Source organism: Neisseria subflava, assembly GCF_024205705.1.
In the GTDB taxonomy this organism is placed as follows: Bacteria; Pseudomonadota; Gammaproteobacteria; order Burkholderiales; family Neisseriaceae; genus Neisseria; species Neisseria subflava_D.
The window spans coordinates 2098068-2113022 of the sequence record NZ_CP073115.1; the positions used below are offsets into that span (position 1 = coordinate 2098068).

Here is a 14955-nt window from a genome sequence, read left to right on the forward strand (position 1 = left end):
GACGGCCTTTAATCCGCCTTACTCAAACAAGACGTCTATACCTTCTTCTCCAACCTCCAAGCTCGCTCGCTCCGGCATATGACCCGCCGTCTGCTGCCATTGTAAAAAGCTTTGGGCTATCGCCGGCATCACCTGACGGTTCAGCAGGTGGTCAATGTTGCGCGCACCACTGTCGCCGGTCGTACAGGAATCGGCCAGCAGCGCTGCAAAGTCCTCACTGTAGCTGAGGCGCGTTTGATGGGCTTCATACAGCCGGTCTGCTATTTTATCCAACTTCAATCTGACGATTTGAGCCAATGCTTCTTTTTCCAACGGACGGTAAGGAACGACCTGCATACGCGCCAACAATGCGGCCTGGAAGTGGTCTGTCAGTATCGGACGGATGGCTTCCGCCAGTTCTTCCAAGCTGTATTCGGGTGCTTCTTCGGCTTCGGCAGGGCCGTCTGAAACTTCGGTGTGCTCAGACGGAGTTTCCGGCATTTGTGCAGAAAGTTCTACTTCGGTATCGGCGATCTGTTCTTGTTCGTTTGCTTCTTGGTTTTCTGCTGCGGCTTCTTCTGCCTCTTCTGGCTCTTGCGGTTTCAGCAACTGGGTCAGTTCGTTTGCCCCCAAGTTCGAAGTCATCAGGATAACGGTGTTTTTGAAGTCGATTTCCCGGCCTTCGCCGTCACGCATCATGCCTTTGTCGAAGACTTGGTAGAAGAGGTTGAGGATGTCTTTGTGGGCCTTTTCGACTTCGTCCAGCAATACGACGCTGTATGGTTTTTGACGTACGGCTTCGGTCAATACGCCGCCTTCGCCGTAGCCGACATAACCCGGAGGCGAGCCTTTAAGTTGGGAAACGGTGTGTGCTTCGCGGTATTCGGACAGGTTGATGGTAATCAGTGATTTTTCGCCGCCGAAGAGTGCGTCTGCCAATGCTAGAGCGGTTTCTGTTTTGCCGACACCGGATGGGCCGCTCAACAGGAATACGCCCAACGGGGAGTCGTTGGTTTTCAGGCCGGCTTTGGCGGCCCTTAAACTTTGCGCAATCGCATGGATGGCTTCGCTTTGTCCGACTACGCGTTGCTCAAGCAGGCTTTCGAGCTGCAGCAGGTTGGCCAGTTCGTCTTTGAGTACGCTGCCTGCGGGCACGCCTGTCCAGTCGGCGATAATGTCGGCAATCACGGTTTCATCGACGCTGGTAAAAATCAGCGGTTTGCCTGCGACGACGGCATCCAGCTGTTGCTGTTTCTCGGTCAGGCTTTGTTGTGCGGCTTCCCGCTCTTCGGAAGTCAATTCTGTATTTTTGGCGGCTTCCATTAAGGATTGGATTTCGTCCGCCAATTGTTTTTCTTCCTGATAGCGGCGGTTCATTTCTTCGCGTTGTTCGTTCAGCTGGGCAATTTCCTGCTCGACTTGTCGGATGTTTTCTTCTTGCGACGCGTTCAGACGGCCCAGTTGTTTGTCGGCATCCAATGCTTCCAATTCCCGTTGCAGCGAGGAGGCCTGTGCCTCCATCAAGCCGAAGATATGGGGAACGGTATCCAAGCTCATGCGGACGCGGGCGGCGGCTGTATCCAACAAGTCTACGGCTTTGTCGGGCAGTTGGCGGCCAGTAATGTATTTTCTGGAGAGTTGCACGGCTGCGATGACTGCGGAATCCTGAATATGGACTTTATGGTAGGCGGCATAACGCTGTTTCAAGCCGCGCAGCATGGTAAAGGCTGATTCGTCATCGGGCTCTTCTACTTTGACCATTTGGAAACGGCGCTCCAATGCGGCATCTTTTTCAAAATATTGTTTGTATTCGCTCCAGGTTGTGGCGGCAATGGTGCGCAATTCGCCTCGTGCCAAGGCCGGTTTTAAGAGGTTGGCGGCATCTGCGCCACCGGCGCTGTTGCCAGCGCCGATTAAGGTATGCGCTTCGTCAATGAACAATAAGATAGGCTCTTCGGAATTTTGAACGGCTTCAATCACGTTACGCAGGCGTTGTTCAAATTCGCCTTTGACGCCCGCACCTGCCTGCAGCAGGCCTAAATCCAAGACCAATACCTGTGTGTTTTCTAATATTTTAGGCACTTCGCCTGAGGCGATTTTCAAGGCCAGGCCTTCTACCAGTGCGGTTTTGCCGACACCCGGCTCGCCGACCAAAATCGGATTGTTTTTACGGCGGCGCGATAAAATATCCATCATTTGGCGGATTTCTGTTTCGCGGCCAAATACGGGGTCGATGCCGCCTTGGGCTGCTTTTTCAGTCAGGTTGACGGTAAAGCGCGCCAATGCATCGTTTTGTCCGGTTGCTTTAACCGGTTGTGGTTTGGATTCGGCCTGAGTGCCTTCCTGGCCTTCTTCGGCAGAAGTTTGGGCAAACGTATTGTTGGTGCCTTCGATTGAGACTTCATCCAACCATGTTTTCAGACGGCCTATTTGGGTTTCCGTCAGACTCAACAGCGGCCATGCATCCTGCGTCATCAGACGGTAAGGGGATTTCAACAATGCCTGATACAGATAAGCGGAACGGATTTCCGATGCGCCTTCGTCACTTGCCAGTAGCCATGCGTCTGACAATAGGCTGACCAGTGATTTGGACAGTGAAGGATTACCGCGGACATTGCGCGGCAGTTTATCCATCGTGTCCAGCAAAGGGTTCCAGATGTTTTCCGAATCTATTTCGTAACGTCTCAATAAGGCGCCGACATCGCCATCCCCTAATTCCAATAGCTTGATAAACAAATGGTCAACCGTAATTTCGGCATGACCCCGTGTTTGACATAAACCGGCGGCGGCTTCCATTGCCTGTTGGCAATGCGTATTCAGACGACGTAATAATAAGGCTTGATCATGTGCAGACATTTGATATCCCTGATGTAAAAATGTGTTATAAAAAAGTGCTACCTTTATCAGGCAGCACTTTATGTGGATGATTAAGCGCGGCTTTCGTTCCAGCTGTCGGAATGAATGATGTTGCCGTCTTTATAAGTCCAAGTGATTTTTTCGTAGCGCAATTCAACGCGTTCCAAGTGGTTGTAACGCTCGCGTGCAGGGTCTTTGATGTTGTGCATTACAGGACCTACTGCGACAACTTTAACGTTGTCCAGTTTGGTATTGAAGTACTCTTTCTCTTGACCGGATGCATCAATTTGATACCACTTGATTTCTACTTCTTTTAAAGTTTGGCCGGTGGTCACGGCTTTGTACAAGTATGGAGAAGACGCATCGTATTCTTTGTACAATACGATAGGTTCATGAACGCGGGTACCTGTCAGTTTGCCGGTGTTGGCATCTGTAGGAATGCGGACATTGTGTTGGAACTCAACGATCTCAACACTGTCTTCACGGCCGTTAACGTCAACGGAACCTTTAATAGCGGAACCGCCATCGTCTTTCAGCCACATATAAGCAGGAATTGCCATATTTTTACTCCTTAGTTTTATTAAAAACGCTTTAAGTTTTAAGGCTTAAAGCAACTTGTGCTGCATTGAATTACTGTGTTGCCGAGGGAATAAGGATAATCTCAACCCTGCGGTTCTTGGCCTTACCGTCTTCTGTCTGATTGTCTGCAATCGGTTTGGTATCGCCAAAACCTTTGACTTCAAACCTGCCCTCCGGAACATTGGAGGAAATCACCAACCAGTCTTTGACGGATTGGGCCCGTTTTTCTGACAACTGCTGATTGGAAACAGGATTTCCGACATTATCGGTATGGCCTTCAACTAAAATGCGGGTATCAGGATGTGATTCGATTGCCTTCAATACGCCAATCAATGCTTTATTGGCATTATTTTTTAATTCAAACTGGCCGGTTTCAAAGAGTGCCAAACTGTCCAGGGTAAGAACCACCGGCTCCGGCTTTTTGACAGGCTTGGGCGCTTTAGGAACTTCGGCGGGAATTAAGGCTTTTAATTTGGGGGTATAGGCCTGCGCACGATACAGCCCTAAACCCAAATACGCAGGAACACCGTGATCACGGTATCCTTCAAGCAATTTCAAGTCCTGCTTCAACAGCCCTATTTTTTTATCCTGTTCAGCTTTATCCGTTTCCATGCGGAAGTCCGCTATATGCGTGCCGATTTGTTCCAACAAACGGCTGTTGTTGACAGTTGAAAACGACGCGGCCAGAAAAAAACCGGCAACACCAATGAATAATACCTTAAAAATCATATCTGAAATATGATTTCTATGATAAACGGCATATTTATCCAGATATTCGGATAGGATGTATCTTACCGAATCATGTTGAACGCTTTTTGCCGTCGGAATAAGACCATCTGTATTTTTTACCAGATAAGCTGCCCATTCAGATGTATTTTGAAAATTTCCGCAATCGGCAAGGCTTAAACTGCATATGTCCACATACTCCCATCCGCTATCTGTATTTTTTAAGAATTTTTCTTCTAAAAAATTCAGTGCCTCCATCAGATAAATATATTGATGGCTATACTGGGCATTGCTATCATGCAGGAATTTAAGGGACAGGGCGTTTTTCAGGTTCTTTAAGAATTCGTTTATCTGCAGACGGTTGTGTTCTTTCTTATTGATGATAGAAAAAACGGAATGACTGTTTTTTCTATCAAACAAAAAAGACACCGGCGTTTGAATCAACCAGTGCACTGGGATAGTCAAACCCGTGCTCTTCTGCAGAAAAAGTATATTACGCAACCATGTGCGCAAAGTGGTCGCAATATCGGTATTTTCCGCAGGGGAAAGCCACAGCTCCAGACTCACAGAAACATACTTATGGGCTGTATTTTCAAGCAAATTGGAAACGACCGGATGCAGATTTTCCGAACCCGACATATTGATATAGACGGTTTCATTTACCCTCTCTACCAACTTTCTCGGCACAGAAGAGTCATGCAGACGAATGGTATAGCAACCCAAATCTCCGTTGGAATCCAATTCTTCTGTGATTTTCTTCCAAAAATCCGTATTGATTTGTTCGCGTTTTTTCTTTAGATAAAAACGCCAATAATAAAAGGCAGCCCCAACGGACAATGCCCAAGCACAGCCTTTGATTATCCAACCTGCCTGCCAATATACTGCGAACACATACAGTAAAACGAGCTCAAAAACAGCCAAGGTTGCCAGAACCGAAATTTTCCGATAAGTCATTATATAAACACTTGAAATTACAATGCTTGTATTTGTTCAACCAAACCATCCAGATAATATCTAAATGCAAAGTATGCAACCGCTGCTACAACAATGCTTCCCACAAGCAGCCAGGCAGGACGGAGGCTGAATGCTTTTTTCAGCGGCGTTCCCTTTTGATCTATATAAAACAACTTACCGTCTTCCGATACGGCATTGCTTGGAAAGGCGGGTGTGATTTTTTTCAACTGTTCCTGTGCGGTGTGTAATGCATCTTCATCCAGAACATATCGGCCCCTGAAGCCCAAATTAATCACACTCAGATAGGTTTCCGCCACTAAGGGGCTGGCATCCTTGTGGTTTTTACACAAAGATTCGATTCGGTCACACAGGATATCCCCTGCATTATATGATTGGAAAAAACAAACCTGCATAGGGTTTCTTTCCCATACTTCCCTGTCGTTACCTTTCAGCGTGCGCAGTGCAACCTCATCCAAAAGGGCGCATTGTGCATATGAAACTTCTTCAATATCCGCCTCTTTCCATCCAAGCTCAGCTAATTTTGCCTTTAAATCTTGAATCAGATTTTTGCAATGAGCATACCATGATTCGGAATGGTCAGGTGTAAAGCCGGCAGATAATGCGGATACCGCCAAAGCAGTATCTCTCAAAACGGTTCTAATTAAGGGTTGGTTATTCATATTAAATACTCACTACTGCAAATAGGCTTAAATGTAAATCAGAAATAGAGGCCGGAACATAAATGCTGCATACTTGGGACTGCATCATCCTATCAAACGCGACATGCCGTTTATCCAACCTAAAATACACATTGTCCATTCTAAAAGGCAGGCCCGGCGGAGTCTGATGAAGGTGATGTAAAGGTACGCCGACCACTGCCGTATTAATTACCCGCTCCACATCATCGGGCGCACCGATTTTGCTGACCAAAGGCAGCTGTTTTTGCAATTCCAAAAAGTCGACGGAGTCGGAATGGGCGGAAAGATAAAACTCTGCATCAGCATTGATTCGGTCATCAAATATCTGGGCGCGCCAATGCGTCGATTTCAGATGCTCCAGTGACAATTCGATAACAGGGGAAGGAATAACCTCATCCAGCAAATCACGGATTTTTTGTTCCAAACGGTTGAATGTTCCAAACAAATCAAAGTGATCATATGAGTCTATCTCTTTAACGGACTCGTTGGCTCTAAAGGTATACAGCATACCCAGCAGGCGTACCAAAAGTTTATAAAACTCTTCCGGATGCTTCTGCGGGTAGTCATTCAGGTGCTTCAATTCCGGATAAATGGTATTTAAGCCATGCAGAAACCAAAACAGCATCGAATCGGAAACTGAAAAATCAACGACACTTTCGCTCCGAGAGCGGCGGCGGGCAGACAAATTCTCTATACGGGATAATACCATCAAAGTGATGCGGTTAAGACAAGAGAATAAAGTTTCCGATCCTGTTATGGATAACAATGGCGGGATATAGTTTTTAGCCCAAACGAAAGCACCCGTCTCATCTTTCTCTATTGCACCGATAGGACAGGTAATATAGTCGTCATTTTGTTCAAAATCGAAACGAATGGTGAGATTCAATCCCTCCACCGCAAACTCTGTTTCCTCGGTAGAGAAAATATCCTCCACCTTCTCAAAGCTCTTAACAAAGCGCTTGGGCGTATCTTTGGTTTCATCCTCATCTACCAAGTTTGAAACATGCGCCTGATAGACGGGCAGTGCCAACAATACAACATTTCGTTGCTGTAAAGGCAGACCTTCAATATTGCGCACATTGACGTGGCGTCCGCCGGCCTGCAAATCAATTAAGGTGCCATCCGGCAAGCATGCCTGAAGTGTATCTAATTTGATTTTTCCAACTTCTAATGCCTGACGGTCAAATTCACATTGAAAACAGCCCCACCTAAAATCCCCCATCATTCTCATTAACAGGGCATGCATATGATTATTGAATTTGTCTTGTTGTTGAAAATGTTGAGGCGATAGGAGTACCCCCTCTTCCCATAACGGCTTGTGAAATTTCACTGAAAAACCTTTTTCCGGTAAATTTGAATACGATAGACAAGCTATCTGTCTAACATTTATACTAACCAATCAGGATATTTCCTGACCCCATACCTTGCATTTTATTTGAAAAAATGACATAAGTGTCATTTAATCTATCAAAAAAGGATAAATTTCATCGTGAGCAAAAGTTTTCAAAACGAAGTTCCGCCTTCCCGTATCAATATTAAATTGGACTTGCATACCGGCGGCGCACAAAAAAAGGTTGAGTTGCCGCTTAAGCTTTTAGTAACCGGCGATTACAGCAACGGCCAAGATAAACGCGATCTTGCCGAAAAAGAAAAAGTCAATATCAACAAAAACAACTTTGATTCAGTATTATCCGATTTCAATCCTAAAGCCAATCTGACCGTCAAAAACACACTCTCTCCTGCCGGCGGCGAGATGAATGTGAATTTGGATTTCAAATCCATGCGCGACTTCCATCCGGAACAAATTGCCCAGAATGTGCCGGAATTGCGTGCCTTGCTGGCTATGCGCAACCTGCTTCGCGATTTGAAATCCAACTTATTGGACGACTCTGCTTTCCGTCGCGAATTGGAAGCCATTCTGCGTGACGAAAACCTGTCTGCCGAACTGCGCGACCGTCTTGAAAAAATCGCACCTATCAATAATAAGTAATATCAAAGGCCGTCTGAAATACCCGTAAGGATTCAAATATGCAAAAAAGCCAAAAGGCCCAAGCCCAAACTACAGTTATCGAACAAGAAAGCACAAACAGTGTTTATGAAGACCTGTGTAAAAAAATCAATCTGAACGCCGTTGACTCCGTCATCGATATCGAGCAATTCCAAAGTGCCGAGAAAATGTCGGAAGCCTCTGCCGACGAGCGTATCGCCGCAGCCGTCAGCGTCTTCATGAAAATGATCCAAGACTCTTCCCAAAAAGTGGAACGCCTGGACAAAAGCCTGCTCGATTACCACATTGCCCGTATCGACGAACAACTCAGCCGTCAACTGGATGAAATCCTCCATAACGAAGAATTTCAAAAAATCGAATCCGCATGGCGCGGTTTGAAATTCTTGGTCGACCGAACCGACTTCCGTCACAATGTCAAAATTGAAATTCTTGATGTTTCCAAAGAAGATTTGATTCAAGACTTTGAAGATGCGCCTGAAATCGTGCAAAGCGGACTGTACCGCCACACTTACAGTAACGAATACGACACCCCGGGCGGCGAACCTATCGGCGCCGTGATTTCAAACTACGAATTTGACCGCAGCCCTCAAGATATGGCTTTGCTGCGCAATATCTCGCGTGTTTCCGCTTCTGCACATATGCCATTTATCGGCTCGGTCGGTGCATCTTTCTTCGGCAAAGAAAGCATGGAGGAAGTGGCCGCCATCCAAGACTTGGCCAACTATATGGACCGTGCCGAATACATCAAATGGAAAAGCTTCCGCGAAACAGACGATGCACGCTATATCGGCTTGACCCTTCCCCGCTTCCTTGCCCGTCTGCCGTACGGCAGCGATACCGTGCCTGTCCGCAGCTTCAATTACGAAGAACAGGTAAAAGGTACGGAGCATAACCGCTATTTGTGGGCAAATGCATCATTTGCCTTTGCCGCCAATATGGTACGCAGCTTCATCAATAACGGTTGGTGCGTCCAAATTCGCGGCCCGCAGGCCGGCGGTTTGATTGAAGATTTACCTATTCACATGTACGACCTGGGCACCGGCAATCAAATGAAAATCCCGACAGAAGTCCTGATTCCGGAAACCCGCGAATTCGAATTTGCCAACTTGGGCTTTGTTCCGCTGTCTTTCTATAAAAACCGCGATTATGCCTGCTTCTTCTCCGCCAACTCGACTCAGAAACCTGCGTTGTACGAGACCAAGGAAGCAACCGCAAACAGCCGCATTAACGCCCGTTTACCTTACGTCTTCCTGCTTTCCCGTCTGGCACACTACCTCAAACTGATCCAGCGTGAAAACATCGGTACCACCAAAGACCGCCGTATGCTTGAGTTGGAACTGAATAATTGGATCAATACCCTGGTAACGGAAATGACCGACCCGAGCGACGAGCTGCAGGCAACACATCCGTTGAGGGAGGCAAAAGTATTGGTGGAAGATATCGAGGACAACCCGGGCTTCTTCAAAGTCCGCCTATTTGCCCGCCCGCACTTTCAAATCGAAGGCTTGGATGTCAACTTGTCATTGGTATCTCAAATGCCTAAAGAAAAGAAATAAGCAATTAGGCAAACTTGAAAAATCCTCTTTCCAAAAAGGAAAGAGGATTTTTTTAATCACTCCCAACACTGGGCAAACTACTAATCAAAGCACATCCGCATGCAGTTTTACAACCATCGACAGCAACTGCTTTACCTTCAAACATCATATACTGACTGCCTTCAATAATCGGATTGTCACCATGACCGGTTATAGGGCAACTAACCAAATCTCCAACTAGTGCCGCAGGTTTTCCTTCAATAGTCATTTGGGAAGATGCTTGAATGACCATACCACCATGCGTAGTAGAATCGCCCAATCTAATAATACCCTTCATTTTTACATTCCTTTACCGTCAATTCCTATAAACCAGATAGTAGATCTCAGACATTACCATAAGCCTGAATCAAACGCCCCATATAAAAACCATTATCCGTATTCCAACCAAATAACTGATTTTTCTGATCAGTATTTTCAACAGCCAAACCTAACATGAGCAATTGATTTTCCGAAGCAAGAGGTCCCATAAAAAGTCCAGGATTATGTCTTAAAACACTATTTCTGTCGTAATTCCAGTCTCCTCCTGCTGCCTTAATCCCATCCATATATTGCTGGATTTCCTCATGTGAAGAAGCAAACCATACTGCATCAACTGCTTCACCATGTAATCCATAATCCACATATTTTTTCAATAACTGTGGTTGTTTTCCATCATCCAGCGTAATAGGTCGTTGTACCCATGCACGAATTGGTAGATTATTCTGTTTAGCCAAATACAGAGAGGAAAAAACTATCCAGGTTACTGTTTCAGTAAATTCTAAATCATCTATATCTGGATTTAACCAAGCCGATAAGACAGCATGGATACCTTCAGGTTCAGATTTCTCAAACCAATTATCGATAAATCCACTCATATCCTGTAGAGGCATGATGGCCAGATCCAAGTTTTCTATACCAATAGTTTCCGACATATTGATTAGCTTATTTTGCCAGGCTTCATAAATATCGTTGTCAGGAGTATGGATATGTACGGTCAATTTTTTTGAAAACTCAGCCAAAGATCTAATTCTTTCTTCTAATTGCCACACCGTTGTTTCATGACACAATGGTCGTTCAAAATTATCTTCTCCATCAATAAAAGCAATACAATCAAATCTCTCATTACCTTTAGTTTCAGCAATTACATCATTCAGTGCAATTTCAGACGGCAGAGCTACATAAGCGTCTATTACAGCAACCCTCTTACCAGCCCACTCTGTCCACTTCCTACGAATATTGTCTTTTTCTTTCTGCCATGCCTCCATAGCGGCATAACGATGGACTGAAGAAATATAGCGGTAAGAAAGTGCTGCAAACCATATAACAGGAAAGACCAACGAATAAATTGCATACTTTTTCAGCAATAAAATCCATAGCAATGAACAGCAACATGCAAATGCCAAAGTAGCGGCCCACATCCATGGTTTTCCCCACTTATTTTTGACTTCTGGAACTAATGTTGCGGGAACTTCAGGAATATTCCATTGCATTTTAAATAGCCTTATACTCAAAAAATCAATTATATATAAAAATAATTATATTGGTTAAACATTAGCACATAGATTCTTAATATTATCTATGTAACTATCTAACCATTTATTAATTAAACGTTTAATATAGAACTATACAGGCTCTTCTAAAAAATTTTCACATCCTATATACAAGCCCATTTAACCATAAGCTTAATTATATTCAATATATCAAACTTAGCTTCAAAAAACTTCCAAGTAAAAAGTTTAACCAGCTATTTAATAAAATACGGCATTTTAAACTAAAACTGAAAATGTTATCCTCAACCTAAAATGCTTATCCTCTAAGATGGGTAAGTTTCTCCTAAATTTATTCCGATCCAAACAATAAGTTCTCTTTAATATTCCTAATTTTATCGCGTAACACAGCAGCCTCTTCAAACTGCAAATCCCTAGCCGCCTGCTGCATGGCTTTTTCCAGTTTGGCGATTTCTTTAATCGCGTCTTCTTCGTTGTGAATCTCGCCGACTTTAACCTTGTTTTTACCTTTCAGACGGCCTTTGCTGCTGTCTTCTTCGTGGTACACGCCGTCAATGATATCTTTGACTTGTTTTTTAATCTGCTGCGGTATGATGCCGTGCTCTTCGTTAAATTTAATCTGTTTTTCGCGGCGGCGTTCGGTTTCGTCGATGGCGGCTTTCATGGAGTCGGTGATTTTGTCGGCGTACAAAATCGCAACGCCGTTCACGTTGCGCGCGGCCCGGCCTATGGTTTGAATCAGGCTGCGGTGGGAGCGCAGGAAACCTTCTTTGTCGGCGTCGAGGATGGCGACGAGGGAGACTTCGGGGATGTCGAGGCCTTCACGCAAGAGGTTGATGCCGACGAGTACGTCAAACAATCCGAGCCGCAAATCTCTAATAATTTCAACACGCTCTACGGTGTCGATGTCGCTGTGCAGGTAGCGCACTTTGATGCCGAGTTCGCTGTAATAGTCGGTGAGTTGCTCCGCCATGCGTTTGGTGAGGGTGGTAACGAGTACGCGTTCGCCTTTTTGGATGCGGTCGTTAATTTCGCTCATTAAGTCATCGACTTGGGTGGCGACGGGGCGGATGATGATTTGGGGGTCGACCAGCCCTGTGGGGCGGACGACTTGTTCGACCACTTGTCCGGCGTGTTCTTCTTCGTATTTGGCGGGGGTGGCGGAAACGAAGACGGTTTGCGGCATGACTTTTTCAAATTCGTGGAATTTGAGCGGGCGGTTGTCGCGGGCGGAAGGCAGGCGGAAGCCGTAGTCCACGAGGTTTTGCTTGCGCGATGCATCGCCTTTGTACATGCCGCCGATTTGGGTGACGGTAACGTGGCTTTCGTCAATGAACATGATGGCGTTGTCGGGCAAGTAGTCCATCAGCGTGGGCGGCGGTTCGCCTTCTTTTTTACCGGAGAAGTGGCGGGAGTAGTTTTCGATGCCTTTGCAGAAGCCCATTTCGTAGAGCATTTCGAGGTCGAAGCGGGTGCGCTGTTCGATACGTTGTTGCTCAACGGGACGTTGTTCGCGGGCGAAAAATTCGATGCGTTCGCGCAGTTCTTCTTTGATGGACTCGCAGGCGCGCAAGACGGTGTCGCGCGGGGTAACGTAGTGGCTGGATGGGAAGACGGTGTAGCGGCCGACGCGCTGGATAAGGCTGCCTGAAAGCGGGTCGAACATATCGAGGCGGTCAATTTCGTCGTCAAACAGGCTGATGCGCAAGGCATTTTCGGAGCTTTCGGCGGGGTACACGTCAATCACGTCGCCGCGCACGCGGAAGCTGCCGCGTTTGAAGTCCAAATCGCCGCGTTCGTACTGCATGGAAACGAGCGTGGCGATGATGTCGCGCTGCTCAATGGTGTCGCCTTCTTTGACGGACAATACCATTTGTTGATATTCGGTCGGGTCGCCGATACCGTAAATAGCGGACACGGTGGCGACGATAATCACGTCGTCGCGCGTCATCAGGTTTTTGGTGGCGGAAAGGCGCATCTGTTCGATGTGTTCGTTGATCGCGCTGTCTTTTTCGATGAACAAATCGCGGCTGGGCACATAGGCTTCGGGCTGGTAATAGTCATAATAAGACACAAAATATTCCACCGCGTTTTCGGGGAAAAACTCGCGCATTTCGGCATAGAGCTGGGCGGCAAGGGTTTTGTTGTGCGCCATGATGATGGCGGGGCGGCCGCTTTGGGCGATGACGTTCGCCATGGTATAGGTTTTGCCCGAACCGGTTACACCGAGCAGGGTTTGGTAGGCAAGGCCGTCTGAAAGCCCTTCGAGCAGGCCGGCAATGGCAGTGGGCTGGTCACCGGCAGGTGGGAAGGGCTGGTGGAGTTTAAACGGAGAATTGGGATATTGGATGACTTCCATAAGACGGCCTGTTTTATGTTCAGGTAAAGAGAGGATTATAACAAAGGGCCGTCTGAAAATTGATAGTGTGCCAATCTGATAAGACTAAATATTTCATCTCCTTCCTTAGCTAAAGCTAACTGAGGTTGGTTGTGTTGGCAGGAACAATTAAACTCCCCTCTCCCCCAAAGACGTGCCTGTGCACGTCCTTTTTACTTTTTTATCTCCTTTCCACTCTATTGTCACCCCATAAAAGGCTTACACTCCGCATCATTGCCCCTAAATATCTCCTCACCGTCCGTACAACTGCCCTTCCCCTTCATCTTCCCGCACACCACCGCCGTCAGCGACTCATTCAAGCGCAGCACCCTCGGCTCCGCCTCCCTGTCCAGCGCCACCGCCTTCAAGGTAAACTTACCCTCCAGGATACCCTTAGCCTGGCCGCTCATCCTGATACAGAAACCGCCCGCCTCCTTCACCGGCAATTCCGGCCACTTCGTCGACGTCAGCTTAAAGCTGCCCTTTTTCGTATAGAACTGCTCCATAAAGCGCGCATTTTCCAGCAGTGCGGCATGAGCCGCACGCAGGTTGGCCGAGCGGACCGATTCCCGATAGACCGTAAAGGCCGCCGTCGCCAAGATCGAAACCAGCAGCATCACCACCAGCAGCTGTATCAAGGAGTAGCCCCTCTGCACAGTTGCCCTATCCCGTTTTCTGTCAAATGCTTTTAAGTACATATCTTTCTTCCCTTTATCTTCTATATCCCTATCCAACAAGAGGCGCCCTATCCGTTTATCCCTTCACCCCATGTAAAGTCTCCACTGGTTCAAGTTTTATTCCCCCCCCAAACAAAGCCGCCCCGTGGCCCAACCGGCAAACGGTTCGGCCGCAGGGCGGCATTACGGTACGATCGTCCGTCAGGTTATTTTTTCACGGCAGGCTGGGCAGCCTTAGGCGCGGCAGAAGAAACCGTCGCCTCCGCCTTCAACTTGTTCAGCACCGCATCACCAATGCCCTTCACGTTTTTCAGCTCCTCCACCGATTTGAACGCACCGTTCTTCTGGCGGTATTCTACAATCGATTTCGCCTTAGCCGGGCCGATACCCGGCAAGGCCTCCAGTTCGGCAGAAGATGCGGTATTGATGTTCACGGCGGCCAAAGAGAATGCTGCACAAACAGCGGCAAATGCACCAAATAAAAATTTCTTCATCAGATTTTTTCCCATAACGTGTTTGATTGAATCAGTCAGGAAGTCTACCGAATGGTTTTATTCCACTCTGTAAACACTGTCACATACGCAGATAGGGCAACAGCCCATACCACATAAATGCTTACGACATATTAACTCAAATATCGTTTGATTTCAAATATTCTAAACAGTTAACCGTAACTTTCGGTACTTTTGTGCAAGAATAACAACAGGGTAAATATTTCCGATCCCAATACCAAGATGCACGAATACTCCATAAACACCGGCACATTACTACCCCAATGTTTGATCCCAACACCTGTTACCCCAATTCTGCCACCAAACCGACAGAAACAACAGGCATGTAAAAAGCCCCCGACATCAGTCGGGGGCTTCGGAATGGTTGTTTGGCGGTGACCTACTTTCACATGGAAGAACCACACTATCATCGGCGCTGAGTCGTTTCACGGTCCTGTTCGGGATGGGAAGGCGTGGGACCAACTCGCTATGGCCGCCAAACTTAAACTGTTACAAATCGGTAAAGCC

At 46.8% G+C, this 14955-nt stretch carries 12 protein-coding genes and 1 rRNA gene; 2 read left to right on the forward strand and 11 right to left on the reverse strand.

The window, feature by feature from the left end; translation table 11 throughout:
- Positions 1-18 precede the first annotated feature (18 nt).
- From tssH to tssK, 5 genes are all read right to left on the reverse strand, one after another.
- Positions 19-2835, reverse strand: coding sequence for a type VI secretion system ATPase TssH (gene tssH, locus KCG54_RS10095; protein WP_254324100.1), 2817 nt, complete (start codon positions 2833-2835; stop codon positions 19-21).
- Between the two features lie 71 nt (positions 2836-2906).
- The gene (locus tag KCG54_RS10100) at positions 2907-3395 is read right to left on the reverse strand and encodes an Hcp family type VI secretion system effector (protein ID WP_049332188.1); all 489 of its coding nucleotides are present in this window, start codon (positions 3393-3395) and stop codon (positions 2907-2909) included.
- 70 nt (positions 3396-3465) lie between these two features.
- On the reverse strand, positions 3466-5094 hold the full coding sequence (locus KCG54_RS10105) for an OmpA family protein (protein WP_254324101.1): 1629 nt from the start codon (positions 5092-5094) through the stop codon (positions 3466-3468).
- Positions 5095-5111: 17 nt separating this feature from the next.
- Entirely contained in the window at positions 5112-5774 is a 663-nt protein-coding gene (locus tag KCG54_RS10110) for a DotU family type IV/VI secretion system protein (protein WP_101756361.1), read from the reverse strand.
- A 1-nt stretch (position 5775) separates the two neighbouring features.
- Entirely contained in the window at positions 5776-7122 is a 1347-nt protein-coding gene (gene tssK / locus KCG54_RS10115) for a type VI secretion system baseplate subunit TssK (protein WP_254324102.1), read from the reverse strand.
- Between the two features lie 159 nt (positions 7123-7281).
- Here tssK and tssB point away from each other — a divergent pair, with 159 nt between their 5' ends.
- Together tssB and tssC are read left to right on the forward strand one after the other, a co-directional pair.
- Positions 7282-7782: a type VI secretion system contractile sheath small subunit gene (gene tssB / locus KCG54_RS10120; protein WP_049332195.1), complete on the forward strand. Its 501-nt coding sequence runs from the start codon at positions 7282-7284 to the stop codon at positions 7780-7782.
- A gap of 38 nt (positions 7783-7820) precedes the next feature.
- Complete coding sequence (tssC, locus tag KCG54_RS10125) at positions 7821-9356, forward strand: type VI secretion system contractile sheath large subunit (RefSeq protein ID WP_128580714.1); 1536 nt, start codon at positions 7821-7823, stop codon at positions 9354-9356.
- Between the two features lie 52 nt (positions 9357-9408).
- On the opposite strand, the gene KCG54_RS10130 is transcribed toward tssC, so the two are convergent.
- From KCG54_RS10130 to rrf, 6 genes are all read right to left on the reverse strand, one after another.
- Positions 9409-9672 (reverse strand): PAAR domain-containing protein, encoded by a 264-nt coding sequence (locus tag KCG54_RS10130; protein ID WP_049332348.1) that lies wholly within the window; start codon positions 9670-9672, stop codon positions 9409-9411.
- 46 nt (positions 9673-9718) lie between these two features.
- Positions 9719-10864: a hypothetical protein gene (locus tag KCG54_RS10135; RefSeq protein WP_254324103.1), complete on the reverse strand. Its 1146-nt coding sequence runs from the start codon at positions 10862-10864 to the stop codon at positions 9719-9721.
- Between the two features lie 349 nt (positions 10865-11213).
- Positions 11214-13241, reverse strand: coding sequence for an excinuclease ABC subunit UvrB (gene uvrB, locus KCG54_RS10140; RefSeq protein ID WP_254324104.1), 2028 nt, complete (start codon positions 13239-13241; stop codon positions 11214-11216).
- Between the two features lie 221 nt (positions 13242-13462).
- Entirely contained in the window at positions 13463-13957 is a 495-nt protein-coding gene (locus tag KCG54_RS10145) for a type IV pilin protein (RefSeq protein ID WP_254324105.1), read from the reverse strand.
- A 185-nt stretch (positions 13958-14142) separates the two neighbouring features.
- The gene (locus KCG54_RS10150; protein WP_036472233.1) at positions 14143-14430 is read right to left on the reverse strand and encodes a ComEA family DNA-binding protein; all 288 of its coding nucleotides are present in this window, start codon (positions 14428-14430) and stop codon (positions 14143-14145) included.
- Positions 14431-14814: 384 nt separating this feature from the next.
- Positions 14815-14928 (reverse strand): 5S ribosomal RNA (gene rrf / locus KCG54_RS10155).
- Positions 14929-14955 lie beyond the last annotated feature (27 nt).